Source organism: Anabaenopsis sp. NIES-4685 (assembly GCF_059725405.1).
This window is the reverse complement of sequence record NZ_AP043602.1, coordinates 1,515,549-1,539,847: the sequence shown is the minus strand read 5'-3', so window position 1 is coordinate 1,539,847 and position 24,299 is coordinate 1,515,549. Positions and strand designations below refer to the sequence as shown.

Here is a 24,299-nt window from a genome sequence, read left to right as displayed (position 1 = left end):
ATGCCCCCCAGGGGAAGCCGAGAAAGTATTCCTGGTTGTTTAGTTTATTAATATCAGAATCAGCGCCGACAAAAAACCAGTAATTTCGCTTTGTTGGTAATACTGTGTTCCCTGTTCGGTGTGTTCCCTGTTCGGTGTTCCCTGTTCCCTCAGATAAAAATTACCTGTTGAAAACTTATTATCAAACATCCTCTCAGACACTGTTGTTACAAATTGGCACATTTGTTTTATAATTCTTAAACATCAGCATAATTTTGTCACTAATCTGTAGAAGTCAACAGCCGGGTGTATAAGAAGCTGTTGCAGGGCTGTAACACAGTAAAATTGAGGGATGCAAAATGTCAGATAGCCCAGGATTATATATTCTACTAGTCAGTGTTCACGGGTTAATTCGGGGTAAGAATCTAGAATTAGGGCGAGATGCTGACACCGGGGGACAAATTAAATATGCGGTAGAACTGGCTCAGGCTTTAGCAGCGAACCCACAAGTAGAACGTGTAGACCTGGTAACTCGTTTAATTAATGATCCAAAAGTTAGTTCCGATTATGCTCAACCGGTAGAAGTTCTGGGTGACAAGGCCCAAATTATTCGTGTTAATTGCGGTCCCCGGCGCTATCTGCGCAAAGAAGTTCTCTGGCCGCATTTAGATAATTTTGCCGATGAATTACTCAAGCACCTGCGCCAAGTGGGAAAACTACCCGATGTCATTCATAGCCATTACGCCGATGCTGGTTATGTAGGTTGTCGGGTTGCTGGTTGGTTAGGTGTACCGCTTGTGCATACTGGTCACTCCTTAGGACGCGTGAAACAACAACGACTTTTAGACCAGGGTGCTAAAAGGGAAACCATTGAAAGCACTTATCACATGAGTACCAGAATTGAGGCTGAGGAAACCACTTTGGCCAGGCCGCTTTAGTTATCGCTAGTACCCATCAAGAAGTCACCGAGCAGTACGGTATTTATGACCACTATCAGCCTGATAGAATGGTGGTCATTCCGCCGGGGGTAGCACTCAAGGACTTTTACCCGATTCCAGAAAATTGGCGGGAACCAGGAATTTACCAGGATTTAAAACGATTTCTCAATCATCCGGAAAAGCCGATGATTATGGCGCTTTCTCGTCCAGCAATTAAGAAAAATGTCGGTACTCTGGTGAAAGCTTATGGTGAAGATCCACAGTTGCGTCATTTAGCAAATTTAGTCCTGATTTTAGGAAATCGCGATGACATCAGCACCATGGAATCAGACCCACGCCATGTGTTTGCAGAAATTTTTCACTTAATCGATCGCTACGACCTTTACGGATACGTCGCCTACCCCAAACACCATTCATCTGATGAAGTTCCGGAACTATATCGATTGGTGGCGAAAACACGGGGAGTGTTTATCAATCCCGCATTAACTGAGCCATTTGGTCTCACCTTAATTGAGGCTACAGCCTGCGGTGTGCCAATTATCGCCACATCGGATGGTGGTCCACGAGATATCCTGGAGGTCTGCCACAATGGAATGTTGATTGATCCTCTAGATGTGACACAGATCCAGGATGCTCTGCGTACAGCCATCACGGATACAGAACAATGGCAAACTTGGTCTGAAAATGGATTACATCGAGTGCGGGATAATTTCTCTTGGTCTAGTCACGTAGAACGTTATCTCGAACAGGTGCAGCAGTTATCTCAACGACCAGTGCAATCTCAGCTGAGTCCCCTACCAAGGGCTTTAGCAAGTGACCTCCCTGATTGGAATATCCCTGACCAAAACCGGTTACCGATCGCAGATCGGTTTCTGGTTTGTGAAATTGATAATACCTTGTTAGGCGACCAAGAAGCTTTACACAAACTGATTGAGCGAGTACATCAGGAAGGTCAATCTACCGGCGTGGGTATTGCTACAGGGCGGAATTTGCAAAGTTCTTTGGATATGTTGGAAGAATGGGACTTTCCCAGACTAGATTTGCTGATTGTCTCGGCTGGTACTGAAATCTATTATGGACCCCAGGTAGTCCCAGATAGTAACTGGCAAAGACATATTAGTTACCATTGGAATGCTGAGGCTGTCCGTCAAGCAATGGAGACACTACCGGGTGTTTCTCTGCAACCCCCAGAAGCTCAAGGTCAGTTTAAAGTCAGTTACTTTATTGATGAAGTGAAATGTTTAAGCTTTAAGGAAATTATGCGTCATCTGCGGCGGCATAAGCTCCATGTTAAAGGAGTCTATAGCCATAATATGTATCTTGATTTGTTGCCTATCCGGGCTTCTAAGGGAGATGCTATTCGTTATTGTGCTTTGAAGTGGGGACTACCAATACAACGATTTTTAGTAGCAGGTGCATCTGGTAATGATGAATCAATGCTGTCTGGTAATACTTTGGGTGTGGTTGTGGGTAATTACAGCCGTGAACTGGAAAAGTTACGGGAATATCCACAAATTTACTTTGCTCAAGGAAATTATGCCTGGGGTATCTTGGAAGCACTAGACCGCTATGACTTCTTTGGCAGTCTATCTACAGCACAGATGCATAGTCTAGCAGATAATTAGCTGATTGTCAATGGATTTTCAGGACTACTAATGTCATATCATCGGTGTTTTGCCTTTCACCACCGATAAATTCCAGAACTTGCTCAAACAAATAATCTACAATTTCCTCTGGTCCACTGCAATACCTGCAAGCGGCATTAAAAGCAGCCACAAAATTCTCTTCATCGAAGCGATCGCCACTAGCCGCCGCCGCATCAGTCAAACCGTCTGTATAATAGATGACTGTATCCCCAGGTTCTAAATGTGCCTGGGCATTTTCGTATTGGCTATTGGCATCTAAACCAATCAGCATTCCCAAAGTATCCAAGCGGGTAATAGTTTTCGTGGCTGCGTGCCACCACAACGGAGGATTGTGTGCGGCATTACTATAAGATAAAACCCGATTTACAGGATTATATTCTGAGTAAAAAAGAGTCACAAAGCGATGGGAATTTTCCAAATCCGCATACATAACGCGATTCAAATTTTGCAGAATTACACATGGGGAATTACCATGGAACACTTCGCCACGAAGCATTCCCCGCATCATGGTCATAATTAGTCCTGCTGGGACACCTTTACCCATGACATCGCCAATTACCAAACCCCAGCCCCTTGTTTCCTGGGTAGTTTTACCATTTACCTGTACTTGATTGTGATTGGTGGGGATAAAGTCATAGTAATCTCCACCCACACGATTAGCGGGTTTACAGCGTGCGGCCAGGGTCGCACCGGGAATAATCGGACATTGACGGGGTAGAAGTCGCCGTTGAATTTCTGCCCCAATTTCTAGTTCTTGATCTAAGCGCTCTTTTTTCCTCAATTCTACGGCTAGTTCTTCGTTTTCAATGGCTACAGCTGTTTGATCTGCTACCAGTCTGACTAACTTTTGTCTGGTATCCGTCCAGCTATATTCAGGATCGCGGCTGAGGACGTAAAGCCAACCCCGTTCTGTATGCTTGACGAGAATTGCTGTGCCAAAGATTTGCACATCTGGATCTAAGTAGCGATGGATTTGGTCATCTAACATCCCTGTAGCTGTTGCTAAAGGTCCTGTATGAGATAGAAGTGTGATTTGACTACTAGCTGTTTCTAGAGCTTTGCGGATATTCTTACGCTGGCGGCTATCCTGCCAGTGTAGTTGCTCTAAGCGAATTTGACCATTAGGTTTATGTAGGAATAAAGCACTACCATCTGCATCTGTGACTCGAGTGGCGATCAGTGGTATCAGCTGCAAAAACTGGTTCAAATTATTGAAACTTCTGAGGGCAAATCCTAAAGAACTGAGTAAATCTTGGATTTTATTTTGTTCTCGGCGCAACCGTTCCACAAGTTCTTTGAGTGCCACAACTGGTGTGACATCCGTCTTAGCACTACTATTAGTATCAGTGGGTTGAGAGGGCAGTTGAGACACAGGCAAAGGTATGATTGCACTTAATATAGAGTTTAGGTTACTGAATAAATCAAGTAAATTGCTAGGTTATATTGGGACAAGGTGGATATTTTTAGCAATAGTCACAAGACTTAACATCGAACTAGAGAGAATTATTGTATTTGCTTATGATATCTCTAGCTAAATATTGATGCAATTTCCATCAACAATGAGTAGGTAAAAATCCGCCAATACTCTCATAACATATAAATACCCTAATTTTTCTAGAACTTAATTAGCAAATCATACATCTTTGGAGCCAAAAAAATTTTAATTTTATTATTGCCCACAGGTTTCTCATCCCCCACAGTAACTTTTATAGGCAATTACTCCTTACCTTAATTATTGAGTGTTCTGTTTGTATTTGGCTCTGGGTGGGGCAAAAACCAACACCGCTGAGATTTATCAATCCGTGATGTGGGGAAAACCAACACACCAGGACAGATGTCTGAGGGGATGAAACAATTTTTGCCGACTGAAACACCAGCTAAATGGGGGTCTGTGCCCCCACAGGAGACGAATCAGCCAGACCCAGAAGAAATATTAACTAAAAAAATCGCAATTAGCCACTCAAGAGAGCTTCAACAAATTCGTAGCTAGAAAAAGGACGCAAATCTTCCATACCTTCACCAGCACCAATAAAGCGAATGGGCAAACCCAGCTGCTGCACCACGGCTAAGGCAACACCTCCCTTGGCTGTACCATCTAGCTTAGTTAAGACTACGCCCGTGAGTTGGGCGGCTTGGGAGAAAACTTGAGCTTGGCGCAATCCATTTTGACCTAAAGTGGCATCTAAAACCAATAGGGATTCTATTTTGGCATTAGGGGCTTTTTTGTCGATGATCCGGCGGACTTTGCCGAGTTCGTCCATTAAGTTTTTCTTATTTTGCAGTCGCCCGGCGGTGTCTACCAATAGTAACTCGGTTTCTCGTGCTTGGGCGGCGGCGATCGCATCAAAGACCACGGCGGCGGGGTCTGTATTTTTCCCCGGATTAGCAATGACTTCCACACCGCTACGCTGGCCCCACACCTTCACCTGTTCCACTGCTGCGGCCCGAAAGGTATCTGCGGCCCCAATCAAGCATTTATAACCAGATTTTTGGGCTAGGTGGGAGATTTTGCCGATAGTAGTGGTTTTCCCTGCCCCATTCACCCCGGTAATCAACCAAATATTCAAAGTTTCCTTTTCTGGGGCGAAGCTGAAACTTGGGGCTTTTTGTAGTGGCGCGTCTAACATATCGCGCAAAATTTGTTTCAGGTAGGCGATCGCCTCTTCTGGGGGCGTTACCTCTGCTAACAGTTTTTTCTGGAGGGTATTCACAATGTAATCTGTAGCCTCCACACCCACATCAGCTTGGAGAAGTGCGGCTTCTATTTCCGACACAGCCGCTTGATTGAGTCCTTGGCCGACAATTGCCTTAAGTTGGTTAAGAATATTGCGGCGGGTTTTGTCTAAACCTTGCCGGAGTTTTTTCAGCCAGGTAATTTCCTCCACAGAAATATCTTCTGCTCGCCTACCTTGGGCGGCCAATACTTCTGCTGACCAGAGAAAACCTTCATCAAAAGCTAATGCTTCTTGATCTGGGGTAGTTTCTGCGGTGGTAGCTGGGGTTACCACCTCTGGTTGAGCCACTTCAATAGCCGCGGCTATCAGCCTTTCTTGCTTGGCTTGCCGTTCTGCGGCCGCCCGTTCTAAAAAGGATAAATTACTGGGGGCTGTGGGTTCTGGTGTAGCTGCATCTAGACTCAGGGAGTCTATAGTGGCAGTTTCCACATCTAACTCTGCTGTAAGGGCGACTTCACTGACTACAGGGGCGGTGTCTAGCACAGTTTCTATTGTTTGTGCTTCCACATCTGCGACTTCTGGTGCTGTTGTTACTGGTGAAGCTTGTTGTTTTTGCTGGATATTTTTATAAGCAGATTTGGCAAAGGCCAATAAATCTTCTGTGGGGTCTACTTGGGGTTCTGTTACTGGAGGAGTTACCTCTTGTTTTTCGGCGGCTGGGGTATCAGAAGAATCCTGATGTTGACGCTGGAACCAATTAAAAGCCATTACATCTATAAGTATTAGTTGATGATTTATTTTGATGATTTTAACTAAATATCCTCAAGGGTCTTGAGGATATTTGGGGGGGGGTGAGAAAATTTGCGCTTTAATCTACACAGGTGCTTTTTGTTCGGTAAATCGGCGCAGAACACCATTAATAAAACGATGACCCTCATCTCCACTGTAGCGTTTAGCTAGCTCTACAGCTTCATTAATAGCTACTCTGTCAGGCAGATTGAAAAACATCATTTCTGCCACTGCGATCCGCAAAATATCTCGGTCTATTTGAGCTAGGCGAGTCACTTGCCAATCTACTAAAGCTGAGGAAATATGTTCATCGATAATCACTCGGTGTTCGTTGACTATTTTCACCAGTTTAATGGCATATTTGCCAACTTCCTTATCTTGATTTGCTAATTGAATCAATTCTGGGAACTCAACTGCAGCTCCCAGTTGATTGATGGCGGTTTGGGTGTAGTTAATGGCCTCTTTCAGGAGGTTTCTGGCCGTATCGATGTCTGAAGCACGAGTTTGGCTAGTTAAGAGGCGATCATTACTGCGTTGTAGTTCTCCAGTAGCATTATCTAGAGTATCTTGCACTTCTGATCTCAGGGTGCGGACTGTGGCTAGTATTAATTTTGGTAGATGCTCTTCTGTTAATTTTTTGGGGTTAATTGGCAACTGGCTGAGACTTAAAAGTGCCAATTCACGGGCAATTTGCTGGGGTTTTCGTTCTTGCATGGAAGTATGTGCTTAAGCACTAATGAGAAAGGTGAGTATAGCCGCAATGGTGGCAAAGTCAAATAATCATACTATCTATTGACTGGAAACTTTGCCGTTTTCAGGGTTGTGTTTCTATATTGCGCTCCTGAGGTATAACTAGGGGGGGTAGAGTCTTATTCTCAGCGATAATCCCTCCAGAGACTAATACTTTAAAAGCATCTTCTATGGGGATAGATAGAGTTACTACCTCATCTTCTGGAACTATGGCATACCAGCCGGTGGTAGGATTGGGGGTACTGGGAATAAACACACTCAACATGGGACGGGGCATATGAGCTTGAATATCGGTACTGATATTACCCGTAACGAAGCCGATCGCCCATATTCCTTTTCGGGGATACTCTATTAGAATTACCCGGCGAAACTTGTCGCTGGAATCTTTGACCAGGGTTGCTAACAGCTGTTTGAGAGTTTTGTATACCTGCCCCGCTAGGGGAATTGCCTGCAATAGGCGCTCTCCCAAATCCAATAACCAACGCCCAGCAATGTTCCTAGCCATCAACCCTATTAAAAGAATACTTAGTAAAGGGACTGCCAGCCCCACAGCTAAATTCAGTATATTTACTACTATAGGTTGGAGTCCGTCAAAGGGATTGAGTTGTTTAGGAATTTTCGTCAGGAAGTTGATTACCCAATTAGCAATGGTAATAGTTAGCCAAATAGTTGTTGCTAAAGGAATAACTACTAATAAACCGGCAATTAGGTCATTTTTTAAGTCTTGTTTTAGCTGATTAATTCCCCAGTCTCTATGCTCCTGTTTGAGATTACTAGAATTTTTGTGATTGCTATTCATACCAGCACACTTATCAAATTCTCAAGAGTTAATTGTAATATTTCATACTTTAGCTAGAGGGTAAAGATTGCTAGCATCTGGAATAATGCTGTAAAAATATACACTTGCTGCTCAGGAAACAGCATTTTTCTAGTCGGGTGCATATAGAGATTGACTAAGGAAGAACATGGGGGATGGGATGTGTGAGACTTGTAAACCATTATTGCAAGTCTCTAATATACTACTGATCCTATCGCGCTGAGTGAAAACCTGCTGAAAATTCTGTAAGTCTTAGATTACAGCTAAAGAAGGATGATAATTTGTCACTGAGCGGGGGTTTTTTTTGTGAAAATTAAGTTAATAATATTTATCTTCACTAGTGACCGAGATATGTTTCATCCTTCTTAAACCTGTCCAGCCAATAATGATATATCCCAGGGATAAGAGCAAACTACTCACACCAATTCGCAGTCCAGACTTCCAAGCGTTTCCTCTGGCTTGTTTTTCAGCTTCTTCGCGACGTTGGCGAATTTCGGTTAATCTTTGATTTGCTTGTGCTTGGGGGTCTGTTTGCTGGGCGATAAAAGTCTCGAGTTCTGAGGGATTGGCTTTAAATTTCTTGAGTAATTCTTTCTGTTGTGCGGGAAGTTGAGGGTTATTGAGTGCTTGTTGGTATGTTTGGTCATTTTTGAGCAGCTCGGTAAACTGACTTCTGAGTTGGTTGCGCAGTTGTTCTAATTGAGCTTTTCCTTGCTCATTGTTGATTTGGGCTTGGAATTGGGATAACCGATTGTTAACTTCATTTTCTGCTTGTTGAGCTTCTTGGCGGATTTGGCCGAGACTGTTGGCGCTCGCTTGTCGGACATTATTCAAGTGTAAGGGGAAAATTAAGAGGAAAATTAACCCTAAAATACTGGAGAGTATCAAGATAGGAAATCTGATATCTATAGGTTTGGGGCCATCGCTATGATGAACAGTATCAGCCCAATAACCGGCGAATAGCATTCCTATACCCACTAAAGGTACAATACCTCTGTCAACTAATGAGGTAGCTAAATTGATTTGCCATCCCGGATCGGTGGGTTGGAAGGGTAAAATCACAATTAAAAACTCTAGGAAGAAGGACAAAAGTAAAATTATCCCCACTACCTTGAGTGTCAAAGCAGCATTACCCGCAGCAAGACGATTAGTCATAATTATTTTTCGTGTATGAAAGTAATTTTCCTATTTAAAGTTACCTGAATATTGTTGCCAAATCGCTAAATCCTCTGGAAGATCCACATCACCTAAAGGAGGTAGGAAAGAAACTGATATTTTCAGGTTTTCAGCAATATTCATAGTTTGTTGTAAGACTTGAGAAGTTCCCCAATGGATATTAAACAATAATTCTGGGAAGGGACGACACAAGCCAATCAAGTAATAACCGCCGTCAATGGCCGGACCCAATACCAGGTCATGGGTGTGTAGCTGCTCAAAAGCTTGGGTGAGAATGTGAGCATTGATTCCGGGACAATCTACACCAATAATAATTACTTTTTGAGCGCCAGATTGCCAGGACTCAGTTAGCGATCGCCCCATGCGGGAGCCTAGATCTCCTTCTCCTTGGGTATGGTAGAGTAAATCATATCCTAGCCAATCTGCCATCAGTTGCAAGTTACCACCGGTGAAACGTACTTCCCAGGATATAGGAGTAGTTTTTTGTAGTGCTTGCACCTGAAGTATTGTATGTTCTGTCATCTGCCGTTGTAAATTGGCAGCACCCACAGCACCCAAAGCAGGTATAAGTCGGGTTTTGGTCTTACCTGGTTCTGGGTAGCGAGTAAAAATAATTAAGTGCTGTTGCTGAATATCTAAAAATTTTAGCACATTCTATATTAAGTAATTATTCGTTGATTAGCTTGATAATTTAGGGATTGTCCCAAATTGAAAAAACCCCCACTTGGGGGGTATAAGTATTCTCTCTCAGGTAAATAGTAAAAATTAAATCTTGTACTTGATACCTTTTTTCACAGCTTAGTAATGATTAAGATTAATTCCGGCTTCTTTAGCCATGGCTTCTAAGCCTTTGGTTTCTAGGGTTTTGATGGCTTTGGTGGAGAGCTTCATTTTTACCCAGCGATTACCACCGGCCCACCAAACACGCTTATTTTGTAGATTTGCGTGTTGTAGGCGTTTGGTACGGCGGTGAGAGTGAGAAATATCAAAGGCATTGTTAGCTTTTTTACCAGTTAATTCGCAGCGACGAGACATAGCAACTATCTCCAAGTTTTTATTTGAATACAACCTTTCTATTGTAGTCCCCAAAAGGGCGTGTGTTTCTATTTGCTGGCTTGTTCTGTCAGCTTAGTCAGCACTTCATTGGAGCGTTCAACAAAGGATTTCATTCCTTGGGGGTCAAATCCTTTTTGAGTCATGAGGGCTAAATCATAGACGTGTTGACAAATCATGGTAACTAATGGCTCTGTAGATGATTGACCATCTCCCTGAATAATACTACCTTGGTTGAGATTTGCTAGGTTTTGAATCAGAGGATGAGCGGTATTCACCAATAAAATATGGTCTTCGGGGAATTCTACATTTTGTTGTTGCATCATGGCGCTCATTTCCCGCATACGACGCAGAATTTCTGGTAAGAGTACCATTGCGGGTGGTGTTCCTTGGGGGTCTTCTGATTTTAAGGCTTCGGTGCGGATGTTAACCTTGGGTTTGTTGAGGGATTTTTCAAAGAGTTCTTTAATGGTCTCGCTCTTGGTTTTGTTGGTTTTGGGGTCAACTATTTCCCCGGTTTTGTCTTGGTCTAGCAGGGTATTATCTAGGTCGGAGTCTACCCGGGTAAATTTCACATCGGAGTATTCCCGCTCTAGGAAGTTAATAAAGTGGGTGTCGATGAATGAGTCCATAAATAGAACTTCTAACCCTTGGTTTTTGTGGAGTTCTATATATGCGGATTGACTGGTTTCATCGGTGCTGTAGAATACGCGGTTTTTATGGCGTTCTTCGTTACGTTCCAGGTATTCTTTCAGGGTTGTGTATGGTAGCGCAGATGAGTTTGAGGTGGTAGTTTCCCACGCATCCCCTTCTGATGTGGGGGTTTCGGCTTTTTCTTCCAGTTTGGCTGTGGTGCGGAAGATGATGATGTCTTCGATTTGTTTTTTAAATTTCTCGTCGTTGAGAACACCGAATTTTACAAAGGTGCCGAGGTCTTTCCAAGCGTTGATGTATTGGTCGCGGTGGTCGCGGTATAATTCTTTGAGGCGATCGCCTACTTTCTTGGCTATATAGTCGCCGATTTTGCGGACTGTGCGATCGCCTTGTAATGCGCTGCGGGAGACATTCAAAGGAATATCTGTACTATCAATTACACCCCGCATGGGCATAAGAAACTGTGGTATAATTTCTTCACAGTTATCGCTGACAAAAACCTGATTACAGAACAGCTTAATTTGTCCTTTAGTCACATCCACATCGGGTCGCATTTTAGGGAAATACAAAATCCCGTTAATAATAAAGGGGTAATCAGTATTCAAATGCACCCATAACAGTGGTTCTTCCTGAAAGGGGTACAAATAGCGATAAAATTCTAAATAATCTTCCTGAGTGAGGTTATGAGCAGACTCCCGCCAAGGTGCCTTTTGCCTATTCAAAACTTCACCTTCCAGTTTAATCGGTACTGGCATGAAGTCGCAATAAGTCTTGACAAGATTCCTAATTCGTGCTGCTTCTAAAAATTCTTCTTCCTCTCCTTGGAGGGTGAGAGTAATAGTAGTACCGCGTGTGCTGCGGGTGGACTCATCTAAAGTAAAAGCTGGGGAACCGTCACAGGTCCAGTGAACAGCTTCGGCCCCTTCTTTATAGGACAGTGTATCAATTTCTACTTTTTGCGCCACCATAAAGGAGGAGTAAAAACCCAAACCGAAGTGACCAATTATCGGTTGGTCTGATTTACCTTCATACTTGTGAATAAATTCTTCAGCACTGGAGAAAGCCACCTGATTGATATATTTCTTCACTTCTTCGGCGGTCATACCAATGCCATTATCACTGATGGCTAGGGTTTTTTTACCTTTATCGATGGTAATGTGAATTTCTGGTTCACCGATATCGCCGCTAAATTCCCCAGCACGGGATACCATATTCAGCTTTTGGATGGCGTCAACGGCGTTAGATACTAATTCCCGGAAGAAGATTTGATGGTCTGAGTACAGGGACTTTTTGATAATGGGAAAAATATTTTCAGTATGAATACTGATGGTGCCTTGTTCGAGCATGACTGGTAAATTTGATGTTAATATCTGATTTTAGCTGTCAGTAGGATTTAGAGATTCCTACCTATAGAATTTTAAAGGTATAGTCCCGGCTATTGCACCGTAATTTGGGCATTGTTTCCCCCCCATGGTATGATTCGGATTTCCGTATCTTGGCTGAGATAGTTAGGTCTACCCTAGGGGAGAACAGAACTTTTTACTGGCTTTTTGACTCTAATACTGTGAGGGTGGAGGGTGAAATGGTCACTTTGAGGGGGACTGTTTTACTAAAGGTTAAACCCTGGTCTTGTTTATCGATGTAAATAGTATCTCCAGGGATGAAGGTATTTTCTAGTAATTTGGTAGCTAGGGGGTTTTCTACTTCTCGCTGAATTGCTCTTTTTAAAGGACGTGCGCCGTAAATTGGGTCATAGCCTACTTCTACTAAATAATCACAGGCGGCGGCGGATATGTCAAAGGATATTTTCTGCTCTTGTAAGAGGTTTTCTACCCGTTTTAGTTGGATGCGGATGATGTCGCGCATTTCTGCACGGCTCAGGGGGTGGAAGAGGATGATATCATCTACCCGGTTGAGAAATTCTGGGCGGAAGTGCGATCGCAGTGCATCTGTGACCCGTTTTTGCATCATTTCATACTTACTGTCATCCCCAGACACATCTAAAATATATTCGCTACCGATGTTACTAGTCATGACTATGACGGTATTTCGGAAATCTACGACTCTACCCTGAGAGTCGGTAATTCTCCCATCATCTAAAACTTGCAGCAATATATTAAATACATCGGGGTGGGCTTTTTCGACTTCATCTAGTAGCACCACGGAATAGGGGTGACGGCGCACAGCTTCGGAAAGTTGACCCCCTTCCTCATAACCCACATATCCTGGAGGCGCACCCACTAGGCGAGATACAGAGTGTTTTTCCATATACTCGGACATATCCAAACGGACTAAAGCATCATCGGAATCAAAGAGAAACTGCGCTAAAGCCCTCGCTAGTTCAGTTTTACCTACCCCTGTGGGTCCCATAAACAGGAATGAACCAATGGGACGGCCGGGGTCTTTCATTCCCGCACGGGCGCGACGAATGGCTGCGGATACGGCGGTGACTGCTTCCTGCTGTCCAATTACCCGTTGATGTAAATGTTGTTCTAGTTTTAGGAGTTTTTGGCGTTCCGAGGCTAAGAGGCGATTCACCGGTATACCAGTCCACTTAGCGACAATTTCGGCGATGTCGGCTTCGGTGACTTGTTCCCGCAATAATGTAGAGCCTTGGCTTTGAATTTTTAATAGTTGGGCTTCTTTAGCTTCGCGATCGCGTTGCACCCCTTCGAGTTTACCATACTTTAACTGGGCTGCTTTATTCAAATCATAGGCTCTTTCTGCCTGTTCAATTTGCACCCGTAAAGCGTCCTCTTCTTTTTTTAAGCTACTAATAGCCTCTAATAACTGTTTTTCCCCTTGCCATTGTTCATTAAACTGTTGCTGTTTCACCGTCAAACTGGCAATTTCTTGTTCAATGCGCTCAAAGCGCTCCCTAGCTGGGGCGGTTTCCCGTTCTTCCCCCGCCAAAGATAGCTTTTCCATTTCCAACTGCATCAAGCGGCGGTCAATAGCTTCTAATTCCGCTGGTTTAGAGGTAATTTCCATTTTCAATTGAGCCGCGGCTTCATCTACCAAGTCTATGGCCTTATCTGGTAAAAAGCGGTCAGCAATATAACGGGCGGACAAAGTAGCAGCGGCGACTAAAGCTGAGTCAGAAATTTTGACATTGTGGTGAACTTCGTACCGTTGCTTTAACCCCCGGAGAATAGAAATGGTGTTTTCTACACTGGGTTGACCGACGACAATCTGCTGAAAACGGCGTTCTAGAGCTGCGTCTTTTTCAATAAATTTCCTGTATTCATCTAAGGTAGTCGCTCCAATACAGCGTAGTTCTCCCCGTGCTAACATGGGTTTGAGTAAGTTACCCGCGTCCATGGCTCCTTGTTGATTGGAACCAGTACCGACAACGGTGTGTAGTTCATCGATAAATAGGACAATTTGACCGTTAGACTCGGTGACTTCCTTGAGAACCATTTTCAGGCGTTCTTCAAATTCCCCCCGCAATTTCGCCCCGGCGATTAAACTACCAATATCTAAGGAAATCAATTGACGAGTTTTTAGAGACTCCGGGACATCGCCATTAACCATACGCTGTGCTAGAGCTTCGGCGATCGCAGTTTTACCCACCCCTGGTTCCCCAATCAGCACGGGGTTATTCTTACTGCGGCGAGATAATACCTGAATTACCCGGCGAATTTCGTCATCTCTCCCAATTACCGGGTCTAATTTTCCTGCTTTAGCTTGTTCTGTTAAATCTCTGCCAAATTTTTGTAGTGCTTCATAGCGAGATTCTGGGTTTTGGTCTGTCACCTTTTGGGTACCGCGAACACTTTTAATGTGAGTTGCTAACTTAGCGCTATCTGTGTCAAAACTTTTGAGAATCCGTTTTCCAATCCGTTCATCATCGGCAAAAGCCAAAATGATGTGTTCTACTGAGATATAACCATCCTCCATTCTTAGCCTGGTTTCTTCTGCCTTATCTAGTAACATATCTAAAGAGCGACCCAGATAAAGCTGATCATTTTTCCCAACTTTGGGTTGACGCTTGGTAAAGGCTTCTAACTGCTGTTGTAAACGCAGGGTATCAATCTCAGCGCGAGTAAATATCCGCACAGCTAAACTGGTAGGTTCTTGTAAAAGGGCTATAATTAAATGTTCTACTTCTAATTGTTGTTGTTGATATCCACGCACTATATCCTGAGATTTGACAATCGCTTCCCAGGCTGTATCAGTAAATTTATTGGGATCTGTAGGCTGCATCTTTAAAGGGTTTGAGATTGGGTAGGTTCAGAAAAGTGTTAATCTGTGAGTTTTGGGTGACGGTCGGGCGCAGGTTTCTGACGCTCTCGCCGTCTCCTCTGTAATTAGCCTAGGATGAAAATATTGTTTAGTCATCCTCAATTATTTTAATGATTTTGCCAGTCACCACTTCCCATACAGTTAGGATAAAACTCTTGTCATGGGGTGAAGATTGGGAGGAATTTCCTGAGCAATTGTAGCCGATGAGTGTCAGACCCAAAGCCGCCCATCCCTGACAGACTATCTTATCTAGGTGCTGACCCTTCCCATCTGAATTAGTTCAATTTTATATCCATCTGGGTCTTCTACAAAAGCAATAACTGTAGAACCGTGTTTCATCGGTCCTGGTTCCCGGGTTACCTTACCGCCCCGTTGTTTAATTGCCTCACAAGTGGTATAAATATCATCTACACCCAAGGCGATGTGACCATAGGCGTTACCTAAGTCGTACTTTTCTACTCCCCAATTATAAGTTAATTCTATCACGGTGTTTTGGCTTTCATCGCCGTAGCCGATAAAGGCCAAGGTAAATTCCCCACCAGGGTAGTCTTTTTGGCGTAACAATTTCATCCCCAGGAGTTCGCAGTAAAATTTCAAAGATTCTTCTAGGTTACCTACTCTGAGCATTGTGTGTAGTAATCGCATATTCACCTTACTGTTAATTCTGACTTGTATTTTATTCTTCTATTCTAAAGCCAGACTGCTGTAGGCGATCTGCTTGCAGCAGCGCTTCGCGATCTGCTTGCAGCAGCGCTTCGCTATCGCCTAGGGTAAGTTGTAGCCATTATCGCTGTAAATTCGATACTAGATGACAATGGGATTTGCTCAGGCGCCGGGGGTTAGAAACCCCCGTCTAAAAGCGGAAGTCGGATGAATCCGACTGAATGAGTGTTAAATATAACATTATAAATCGGGTCTGGGTTGCCTAGACTATCCTATGTAACCTAATAGTCCACTTTTAGTGGACTTTGGCTATCAGACAGGGAATTTATTCCCCGGATGCACTGAGCAGCAGAGATCACGCGATCTGCTTGCAGCAGCGCTTCGCGATCGCTGCCAATTTTAAGATCACCGGACTTTCTAGCAGATTTTGACGTACCCAAGGTTAATAGTAGATTTCCACTAATACAAAAGTAAAAATAATCGCTTCCATAATGTGCGATCGCTGATTCACATTAATCGGCAGTTTCGCGGTTGTTTTCGCTTTTTGCCATCGCCTATTCAGCATTTAAGCTTTTAAGAATTTTCTGAGCTAACAATTCCTTAATTTCTGTATGTCTTGGTACAGCTTCAATGACTCCGGTTTCAGGGTTAATCCACAGAGAATGAGAAGCACCGTAACTTTTGTTCTAATTCCTTACGTTTCATGGAATTGAAATAGTCTCTTCTATTGATTCCTCTGTTAGTCCCCTGCGGATATCTGCGACACGATCTTCAAGAATCATTTGAATAGCAAGTTTTAAGTTTTCTTTGGCTTCTTCTATGCTTTCACCTTGTCCATTAGCACCGGGAATTTCTGGACAAATTGCCCAGTATCCTCCTTCCGTTGCTTTTTCAATGATGGCAGTTAATTCTGCTTTCATATCAATTTTTTTAGAACTCTACTATATTTTAAATGATAATTCGTGACAAGATCAGCGATCGCATCGCCGGTGTAAATTCGATACTATAGTCATCCTATTTGAGTTGAGAAATTATCAGTGAGGAAAGGGAACACACCGAACAGGGAACAGGGAACAGAAATTGTTCAGAAATCGAATAGGAGTCCTATATGTGACAATGGGATCTGCTCAGGGAGTCGGGGGTTAGAAACCCCCGTCTAAAAGCGGAAGTCGGATGAATCCGACTGAATAAGTGTTAAATATAACATTATAAATCGGGTTATGGGTTACCCAGAGTATCCTATGTAACCTAATAGTCCACTTTTAGTGGACTTTGGCTATCAGACGCTTAATTTATTCCCCGTCTGCTGGGTGCCGCAGCCCTAGTGCGATCGCCCCTTTTGCGCTCTGTGCGATCTGCTTGCAGCGCTTCGCGTAATGATATATTTAAATAACATAAAAGGGTGATCGCGTGAGGGCTAACCAATGCAAATTACCTTAAACTTACCTGAGAGCCTTAGCCAGACCGAAACTTTTAACCAGAGCGACTGGCTGCGGGAGATTGCCATTGCTCTGTTTGTGCAAGAGCGAATTTCCCTGAGCCGCGCGAGCAAAATTGCAGGGATGGAAACCATGGACTTTCAAAAACTGCTCTCAGAGCGGGACATTTGTATCCACATCTCCAGTCAGGGGTGCAAAGGTGCGGTAAGCTGCTAATGCTGCTTGTTTGACTGGTTCGGGAACAATGGGGAATGTGGTGAGAATATAACTAAATTCTGCTTCTGTTAAACCGTAAAGATGGGCTATGATTCCATCTAGTTCTGCACGCAGTTGGGCGCGTTCTGTTTCGTTGGTTACGCCATTTTTATGAGATTCTAGTCCAACTTCTTGGGCGAGTTCGTCAAATTCTGGTGTGGTACAAATAAGTTTGGCTGCCCGTTGTACTATGTCGTTAAAGTATTTGTCTCCTTCTGTTAAGCGGGGTACTGGTAGTTGGTAAACAAAAAACATATTCAGGTTAGTAGTTACTTTTTGGCGTAAACAATAATCAATCACAAAACTATTAAATATTGTTATTCCAAATAACATTTCTTGGTTATTTATAGCAACTTTATAATCTTCTGAATATATTTGTGACACCAATAATGAGTTACCACAAAATACAGATTGAGGTACAATACTTGAAATTAGTGAACGCTCATTTGTACTAGATGCTACTGAACGAAAACCAAGTCTATATGTTTGATAATCTAAACTTTGACCCTCATCAATTTCTTTCTTTCCTAATAACGCTTTTCTCCCTTTCTGTTCATCTACCCAATACCTGGGTTCAGCATAAAGGTGAGTAAACTGATGAATCATTTTCCCTTCATAAAGTGGTAATTTCCCCTTCCCTGGTTGCTGCTGAAATAACTTGCTATCATTTGTCATATCAAATTCACGAGTTAACCGCAAATTCCACTTACCGTTTATCTTTTCACCAAGTAAGGGAAACTTAAGCATTTTTTCAGCAATGCAGATATCTAGCTCTTTCTTAAACTCCATCACAGAGAGAGAATCAGGTGATAATCTACGAATTAGGGGAACTGAAATTTTAATATGTTCATCATGATTTTGTAAAAATAGCTCAATTTCATTAACTCGCACAGCTTCTCGTGGGTCGATACGAAATGCAGACCTAAATGAATTTGTCACTCCTCCTTTTTCAAAAGTTAATAAGCAGAATTTAAAGCGATGGTCTACACCTTCAAAAATAAATCTTTCATTAGACAGTCCAAATACTGCATCAATCTTAGTTTGGGTAAATAACATTTCCCTGAGTTGCTTAGTACCCAAATCTGTGTAAATACCAGAGGGAATAATAATCCCACACTCCCCACCTTTGCGTAATAGGTTAAAACATTGTTCTACAAATAATTTATAAAGATTAATATCTGTACCAGACTTTTTACCGTTCACAACAGAAATCTGATTTTTATACTGTTCTGCTGAACGATAGTAAGCACTGACATGGGGAAATTCACTCTGATATTGTAACCAAGCTTCAGCAATTTTAGGAGTTTGTAAAAGTTTCTTTTGTTCTTTCTCAAACTCTTTAATATTCATTTTGGTTTTTCTCACTAATTCATTATGCTGAAGGAAAAACTCTCTAGCATTAGGTTTAAATATTTCCCAAGGTGGGTTAGTAATAATTGCATCGAAACCTTTTTTATTCTTTTGTAAAATTTCATCAAACTCGTAACCCCAATGAAAAGGTTGAAAAGCTTCAATATCAGCCAGTGTTAAATCCCGTTTTTGTGATTTACCATTTAATTGTACTTCCTCGTATTTAATTCTTAATTTTTTAAACTCTTGCAACAAAATATCATTCAAAGTCTTTTGTGCTTCTGCTTTTTTAGCATCAATATCTTGACGTAATGCTTGTAAATCTTCACTATAACTACTAGCATGACGATAAGCAGAAATCAGGCGATTTTTTTCTTCTAATAACTGACTGTAAGTCTTACTGAATAAATCCAACTGTCCCCGACGAGAAGAATCATAATCTGCTTCATTTATCTGCATCAAACCAATTAAAGAATTACCTGCCATAATATTAAAATCAATATTAGGTAATGGTTCTAATTCATCCACAGTATGAGCAGAAGCAACCAATTCTAAAAATAACCGCAGTTTGGCAATTTCTACCGCTTCCGGCATAATGTCAACGCCGTAAAGATTATTAGTGATAATTTGCTTTTTAATATAATATTGTAGAGAAATATGTGCGGATCTGTCTTTATCTAGACGCTGTTTAAGACTCGGATCTTTAATTCTAATTTCAATCGTGGCAATTACACTAGAATAAATGTAAATCAGCGTTTGCAGTGCCGCAATCAAAAATGCACCAGAACCACAAGCCGGATCTAATAAAGAAAGATTTGGTAAAATATCATAAAGTAACCGTTGACATAAATTACTATCTAGTTTGGTAATTAAATCATTAATACTGTCAAACTTGCGGGGTGCTACTAATTGGTTTACCCGGTCGAGAATGAGTTTATTGATGGTTCTGTCGCATAAATAAGAGGTAATTTCAGGACGGGTATAGTAAGCACCGAAAGCTTTTTGGTTAATATACTTTTCAAAAATATAACCTAATACATAGGGATTAATTTCATTATCATTACCTCCTAGTGTATCATCCAAATTCCAAGAGAATTTAGCAAATAAATTCAATACATTTTCAAAAGCCGAATCTGGAATAGAAATATTATTGTATTCTTGCTCAATTTTATGCTTTAAAAATAATCCACCATTCAAATATTTAACATCACCAATTAATGCTTTAGCGGGTTCAAGACGTTGTGATTCTGGTTTCGCAAACCCTTCAAAGAACAAAGCGTTTAAAAATTCTTGAAAAAATAAATTTTCACCTCTTGCTTGACTTTTTTGTAATTGATTTTGCAAATAGAGAGTATTATCAACATCATCTGCAAACCCCCTAATAAATCCCTTGCGTTGGAGAAAATAGACAAGCATTAAGCGGTTTAGTAAAACCGAGGTATACCAACGCCTATCCGCCTCATTATCAATCCCCTTAATTAAACTTAAAAAAGTAGTATGTTGTTGTTGAAATTCATTGAAAAATTTCTTGGTTACTCGTTCAACATCGAAACCTCTTTGTAAGCGTTCTGCAATATCAATAACTGTAATATTTTCTAATTCCTCAATGGGAACTCGCAAAGCACTAATTTTACCTAAGAGTAAATCACCGGCTTGACTTTTAGTATAAACATGGTTGCGGGGATAAATTTTATTTCCTTCTCTCTTCACCCAATACCATAATGATTGAGTGCGCTCACTATCAATAAAAATTAACAAATTTTCTAAATGTAATTCAGCGATTTCTCTATAAATTGCCTCAAGGGTCTGACTATTAGGTATTTGACCAGAATCAGAGGTAATTTGCAATACAACTGCCCCCGCTAATTCTGCTATTTTACTACGGGTGTAATTTTCGCCATCAACTTCCATCACCACAGGTTTTTCTCGTCCTGGAGACTCCCACCCTAGTTGTTGGATGAATAAGTCCTGAAAATTAAAATTTTGCAGCAGTTCGCGGCTTGAGGTGAAGTCAATGGACATATTATTTAAGATAAAGAAACTGCATGAACCAGCCATAGTCCCCAAATACTTTGATGGTGACTAGCATCATTAGTTTTTAATTATACACAATAGGTGTAATATATGTCATGTTAAAAAAAGTGAAGATTAATTTACATCTGTTACGCTTGAAACAATCCCAATGAACAAATAATTTGGGGTTCTCGCTTCTCTACTTCTTCACTGACAATACACAAGCGTTCGTCCATTCGCAGTGCTACCACTAAATCCGCCAACTGCTGATTACTGATACCGCTTCGTAGTTGCCGATTGAGAGTATCAATTGCTGACTGTCGCAAGGGATAACGGTAAATATCATCAATAGCTTTCAGCAGTTCATCTGTGACAAAAAGTGTACCTTTCATCTCCTGTGCATAACTTTTGAGTCGTTCATAGGTACGGAATCTTGCACCAGAAGGTCTTCCCAACTGACCACCAGCATTTTTTTCTTCTTGGGCAATTAATTCCGCACCCTTTTTCACTAATTCATGGTGCTGCTGATTTTTAGGTATAGCTGGTGTAGATTCTGCACAGGCCGCCGCCCTCAGCACTCCCAATTGGGATTGAGTAACGCTGTTACCTTCCCTGTCAACATAAATTAACGAATCATTACCATCGGTGGTTTTCATGTACAGTAGTACGCCTTCTGGTTGCACAGGTTGGGGAGTATGAGCGCGGGTGGAATAAACCACACTTGGCATTTCCTCAATTATCTTTTTCAAAGCTGGGTTATTATCAGTGGCTTTTTTCCAAATTTGAAATGCTTCTGAGGTTAAATCTACTTCTGCATCTTCTTCCCCATCTAAAATTCCCGATTTTTCATTATATAAATCAAGAATTACTTGAGTATCGTCATCTTCAAAAAATGCTTCATCTGTTCCTACAACTTCGGCATTTTCTTGTAATCTTTGGCGAAGTCTCCCCCGTAAATTAATAATCCGTTCTACTCCCTCTGCTGGTAAAAAGGAATAGCAGAGAATTTTTTCGGCATTTTGTCCAATTCTGTCTACCCGTCCAGCCCTTTGAATTAAACGGATAATTGCCCAAGGTAAATCCCAATTGACAATAATTGCACAATCTTGTAAGTTATGACCTTCGCTGAGAATATCAGTGGCAATTAAAACGCGCAATTCTTGTTTTGATGATATCTGTTCTCGTTTACCATTACTCACAGGACTAAATCTGCTGGTGATTTCTGTTGGATGTTTAGATTGTCCTGTTACTCCAGCCACATTAGTAATATTCCAAGTTGGCAAATTCTCAGTTAGATAATGAACTGTATCTGCAAATTGTGTGAAGATTAGAACTTTCTCATGAGGGTGAGTTTTGGTTAAAAGGTTAACTAGGGCTGCAAGTTTTGTATCTGTCTGAAGTTGCCATTGTCCAAGTTCTTGCAATACTTTTATTAAAGCTTTGGCATCTGCTAATAAATCTCGTTTTAATCTTTTAACGTCAAATAATGTAGAACGTAGCCACTTAAATCGCTTTTTATATTTGGATGTATATTCTTGGTAAATTGATTCTGCTTTTTGAGAAAAACTCTTTTCTGTTACAGTTGTATTTTCCTGTTCTTCTTGTGGAATCTCGTTACTAGAATCATCTTCTTCTGTTTCGGTATCAAATAAAGTTGCTGCAACTGAATCTGTATCTTCATCGTTATTCCTAGTATCTAATAGTTCAGCATCCTGAGTACCAATAGGAATATCTAACCCCTGTTCTATTGCATATAAATAAATAAAGTTACGTAAAATATGGCGTTCAATTGATTGAACAAAAGCAATACCGCTACTTTCTAAGCGTTTAAATAAGTTGGTACGGGAAAAACCCATCAACCTTCTCCCACCGCGAAATAAACTATTTAGTTGGCGTTGTTCTGATTCTGTCGGTGGTTGTTTATGTTTGGAATTAATGTAATTACCCAGTCCATAGCGGGGTAGATTAAGTTGATTAATTACTTCGACTATTGATGCCGAATAAAGTTGAGAGTATGGGTCAGAATTGGCATTTTCTAAGGTGAATTTAATGGTACGAGGTATGCGGTCTGGGAAAAAAGAACGACTGCCATCTGCAAATTTTAAATATTTACGTCCAGCTTCGTCAACATGGGCATAATTTTCTTTAATAAATGAACGAGTCCGACGTACCATGTAGCGTTTCATCAATTCTCGCCAATCATCAGGATGTTCGCTTTTTTCAAATGCTGCTAAGGAACGTACAGAACATTGATGCTTTTTAATAAACTCTAATTCTCCTCTAGTTCCGCCTCCCAGTTCATTAATTAAAGCTTCTGGTCTAAATCCCAAATTTTCGTCTTCTGGGACAAATAGCCGCAATTGGGAAGAAAGGTCTAAATAAGTTTTATTGTAGGGAGTAGCAGATAAGAGAATACATTTACTTTCATTAGCAGCGATATATTCGGCAATTGCTCGATAACGTTTTCCTTCCCGGTTACGTAAATTATGACTTTCATCAATTAATACAACGCGGTATCGGCGTAGTTCTGGTAATTGATTCTGGACTTTACTAATTGGCATTACCTTAGCATACAGCCGATATTTATCTACATATTCCTGCCACATTTCTACTAAGTTTTTAGGACAAATAATCAGCGTCTCTAAATAACAATCTTCTTGTAATATTTTCGCTAGGGCAGTTCCTACTAAGGTTTTCCCTAAACCAACTACATCACCAACCAGTACACCCCCACGTCTGGTAACATGACGTGCTGCTAATTGTACTGCTGCTTTTTGGAATTCAAACAAGTTATTAAATTCACGGGGAATGCGAAATTCGGAAATTCCGGCGATAGCTTCATGGGATAGATGATAAGCAATCTTGAGGTAGATATGATAAGGAGGAATTAATTCTGATCTTGCCCAACTTTCATCAATAATTTGCCCTAATTCTTGGGAGATATCTATACAACCGTAATCTTTCCAACGGTCGTCAAACCATTTTTGGAGTTTATTACAAGCATCATGATCTAAAATGTCAACGTTTAATTCTCCTTGCTTTGCCAAACCAGGAAGTGTGAGGTTACTGCTACCTAAAAATCCTACTGTGGGTGTGTTCGGGTCTTGGCGATGGACAAGATATAGTTTGGCGTGGAGAGGGTGACGCAGAAACAGTTTAATAATTAATTTTTTGGTTTTCAGTTGGTGGCTTAATCGCCTTAACCCTGTTTCATCTTCATTGGTAGGCGCACCAATAGTTAACTGTTGGCGAAATTCAGAGGCCATGCGTTTTTTGAAGCGAACAATAGCACTATTATCAATTTTTCCTTCACCAGTACCAAGGGTAAATGCAGCATGGACTTCATCACTGGGTAAAGTTTGCATTCCTATTAGTAACCGACAACAAGCGCGTTCTCCACCAATATATTGTTCAATTAAATCATCTATTTTTCGCCAACCTCTCAGATTAAAATAGCCAACACAAAAATCTGCTCTATAGGAGACTTTAAGTGTATCTCTTAATATGGGCAATAATTGTAATTCTATGTTGTCAAATATGCGCGGCATAATTTATTTTTATCAATTATTAAATTGACCTAATTTTTGCTACTAAAATCTTTTTTACCTTTTGTTTGACTTAGATTAACTCAGATAAATATTATTATTTATTTTAACAAAAAAACGATTTTATGTAGTTATTTTTATATAAATTTTTAATATAAAAATAAGTTATTAATAGGACTGACGCAACTGGCACAGGCGATCTGCTTGCAGATCGCTAAATGAAAGTACATTAGTATTGGGTTTTATTATATAAATTGCTCTCTTTCCAGGCATAATCTCTTTGATATACAGGGATAATAAAAGTGTTATCTT

At 41.2% G+C, this 24,299-nt stretch carries 17 protein-coding genes and 1 pseudogene; 2 read left to right on the top strand and 16 right to left on the bottom strand.

All coding sequences use genetic code 11. From position 1 onward, the window contains the following. Positions 1-338: 338 nt before the first annotated feature. Positions 339-2,542, top strand: a pseudogene (locus AC6IZ0_RS06725) (HAD family hydrolase). A gap of 7 nt (positions 2,543-2,549) precedes the next feature. On the opposite strand, the gene AC6IZ0_RS06720 reads toward AC6IZ0_RS06725, so the two are convergent. From AC6IZ0_RS06720 to AC6IZ0_RS06655, 14 genes are all read right to left on the bottom strand, one after another. After that, entirely contained in the window at positions 2,550-3,941 is a 1,392-nt protein-coding gene (locus tag AC6IZ0_RS06720; protein ID WP_497725524.1) for a PP2C family protein-serine/threonine phosphatase, read from the bottom strand. 574 nt (positions 3,942-4,515) lie between these two features. Further along, a complete protein-coding gene (ftsY, locus tag AC6IZ0_RS06715; protein ID WP_497725523.1) occupies positions 4,516-6,006 on the bottom strand; it encodes a signal recognition particle-docking protein FtsY in 1,491 nt (496 codons plus the stop codon). A gap of 105 nt (positions 6,007-6,111) precedes the next feature. Then, positions 6,112-6,741 carry a transcription antitermination factor NusB gene (gene nusB, locus AC6IZ0_RS06710; protein ID WP_271730939.1) on the bottom strand — a complete coding sequence of 210 codons (630 nt, stop codon included), beginning with the start codon at positions 6,739-6,741 and terminating at the stop codon, positions 6,112-6,114. Between the two features lie 100 nt (positions 6,742-6,841). Next, positions 6,842-7,576: a DUF502 domain-containing protein gene (locus AC6IZ0_RS06705; RefSeq protein ID WP_271730937.1), complete on the bottom strand. Its 735-nt coding sequence runs from the start codon at positions 7,574-7,576 to the stop codon at positions 6,842-6,844. Between the two features lie 336 nt (positions 7,577-7,912). Beyond that, positions 7,913-8,749 (bottom strand): hormogonium polysaccharide biosynthesis protein HpsJ, encoded by an 837-nt coding sequence (gene hpsJ-B / locus AC6IZ0_RS06700; protein ID WP_280801529.1) that lies wholly within the window; start codon positions 8,747-8,749, stop codon positions 7,913-7,915. A 30-nt stretch (positions 8,750-8,779) separates the two neighbouring features. Continuing rightward, a complete protein-coding gene (locus AC6IZ0_RS06695) occupies positions 8,780-9,421 on the bottom strand; it encodes a TIGR04282 family arsenosugar biosynthesis glycosyltransferase (RefSeq protein ID WP_271730935.1) in 642 nt (213 codons plus the stop codon). Positions 9,422-9,568: 147 nt separating this feature from the next. After that, a complete protein-coding gene (rpmB, locus tag AC6IZ0_RS06690) occupies positions 9,569-9,805 on the bottom strand; it encodes a 50S ribosomal protein L28 (RefSeq protein WP_271730934.1) in 237 nt (78 codons plus the stop codon). Between the two features lie 68 nt (positions 9,806-9,873). Further along, the gene (gene htpG / locus AC6IZ0_RS06685) at positions 9,874-11,823 is read right to left on the bottom strand and encodes a molecular chaperone HtpG (RefSeq protein WP_497725521.1); all 1,950 of its coding nucleotides are present in this window, start codon (positions 11,821-11,823) and stop codon (positions 9,874-9,876) included. A 193-nt stretch (positions 11,824-12,016) separates the two neighbouring features. After that, on the bottom strand, positions 12,017-14,683 hold the full coding sequence (gene clpB, locus AC6IZ0_RS06680) for an ATP-dependent chaperone ClpB (RefSeq protein ID WP_497725520.1): 2,667 nt from the start codon (positions 14,681-14,683) through the stop codon (positions 12,017-12,019). Between the two features lie 288 nt (positions 14,684-14,971). Beyond that, positions 14,972-15,367, bottom strand: a complete 396-nt coding sequence (gloA, locus tag AC6IZ0_RS06675; protein ID WP_271762409.1) for a lactoylglutathione lyase — start codon at positions 15,365-15,367, stop codon at positions 14,972-14,974. 299 nt (positions 15,368-15,666) lie between these two features. Continuing rightward, complete coding sequence (locus AC6IZ0_RS06670) at positions 15,667-15,825, bottom strand: hypothetical protein (protein ID WP_497725518.1); 159 nt, start codon at positions 15,823-15,825, stop codon at positions 15,667-15,669. Positions 15,826-15,827: 2 nt separating this feature from the next. Then, positions 15,828-15,950 (bottom strand): hypothetical protein, encoded by a 123-nt coding sequence (locus tag AC6IZ0_RS06665; RefSeq protein ID WP_280791694.1) that lies wholly within the window; start codon positions 15,948-15,950, stop codon positions 15,828-15,830. 136 nt (positions 15,951-16,086) lie between these two features. After that, the gene (locus AC6IZ0_RS06660; protein WP_271762411.1) at positions 16,087-16,305 is read right to left on the bottom strand and encodes a type II toxin-antitoxin system HicB family antitoxin; all 219 of its coding nucleotides are present in this window, start codon (positions 16,303-16,305) and stop codon (positions 16,087-16,089) included. Between the two features lie 367 nt (positions 16,306-16,672). Further along, positions 16,673-16,810, bottom strand: a complete 138-nt coding sequence (locus AC6IZ0_RS06655; RefSeq protein ID WP_497725517.1) for a hypothetical protein — start codon at positions 16,808-16,810, stop codon at positions 16,673-16,675. On the opposite strand from AC6IZ0_RS06655, the gene AC6IZ0_RS06650 reads away from it, so the two are divergent. Then, the gene (locus AC6IZ0_RS06650) at positions 16,810-17,040 is read left to right on the top strand and encodes a UPF0175 family protein (protein WP_497725516.1); all 231 of its coding nucleotides are present in this window, start codon (positions 16,810-16,812) and stop codon (positions 17,038-17,040) included. The genes AC6IZ0_RS06655 and AC6IZ0_RS06650 overlap by 1 nt on opposite strands. On the opposite strand, the gene AC6IZ0_RS06645 is transcribed toward AC6IZ0_RS06650, so the two are convergent. Then, positions 16,978-20,451 carry an Eco57I restriction-modification methylase domain-containing protein gene (locus AC6IZ0_RS06645; protein WP_497725514.1) on the bottom strand — a complete coding sequence of 1,158 codons (3,474 nt, stop codon included), beginning with the start codon at positions 20,449-20,451 and terminating at the stop codon, positions 16,978-16,980. The two genes, AC6IZ0_RS06650 and AC6IZ0_RS06645, sit on opposite strands and share 63 nt — an antisense overlap. A 140-nt stretch (positions 20,452-20,591) precedes the next feature. Next, a complete protein-coding gene (locus tag AC6IZ0_RS06640; RefSeq protein WP_497725513.1) occupies positions 20,592-23,990 on the bottom strand; it encodes a helicase-related protein in 3,399 nt (1,132 codons plus the stop codon). Between the last annotated feature and the right edge of the window lie 309 nt (positions 23,991-24,299).

Coding starts and splice junctions, on each gene's coding strand:
- htpG (WP_497725521.1), bottom strand. CDS start 11,823: ATGCTCGAACAAGGCACCATCAGTATTCATACTGAAAATATTTTTCCC.
- AC6IZ0_RS06660 (WP_271762411.1), bottom strand. CDS start 16,305: ATGAAAGCAGAATTAACTGCCATCATTGAAAAAGCAACGGAAGGAGGA.
- AC6IZ0_RS06705 (WP_271730937.1), bottom strand. CDS start 7,576: ATGAATAGCAATCACAAAAATTCTAGTAATCTCAAACAGGAGCATAGA.
- clpB (WP_497725520.1), bottom strand. CDS start 14,683: ATGCAGCCTACAGATCCCAATAAATTTACTGATACAGCCTGGGAAGCG.
- ftsY (WP_497725523.1), bottom strand. CDS start 6,006: ATGGCTTTTAATTGGTTCCAGCGTCAACATCAGGATTCTTCTGATACC.
- gloA (WP_271762409.1), bottom strand. CDS start 15,367: ATGCGATTACTACACACAATGCTCAGAGTAGGTAACCTAGAAGAATCT.
- AC6IZ0_RS06650 (WP_497725516.1), top strand. CDS start 16,810: ATGCAAATTACCTTAAACTTACCTGAGAGCCTTAGCCAGACCGAAACT.
- rpmB (WP_271730934.1), bottom strand. CDS start 9,805: ATGTCTCGTCGCTGCGAATTAACTGGTAAAAAAGCTAACAATGCCTTT.
- AC6IZ0_RS06665 (WP_280791694.1), bottom strand. CDS start 15,950: ATGCTGAATAGGCGATGGCAAAAAGCGAAAACAACCGCGAAACTGCCG.
- AC6IZ0_RS06640 (WP_497725513.1), bottom strand. CDS start 23,990: ATGCCGCGCATATTTGACAACATAGAATTACAATTATTGCCCATATTA.
- hpsJ-B (WP_280801529.1), bottom strand. CDS start 8,749: ATGACTAATCGTCTTGCTGCGGGTAATGCTGCTTTGACACTCAAGGTA.
- AC6IZ0_RS06645 (WP_497725514.1), bottom strand. CDS start 20,451: ATGTCCATTGACTTCACCTCAAGCCGCGAACTGCTGCAAAATTTTAAT.
- nusB (WP_271730939.1), bottom strand. CDS start 6,741: ATGCAAGAACGAAAACCCCAGCAAATTGCCCGTGAATTGGCACTTTTA.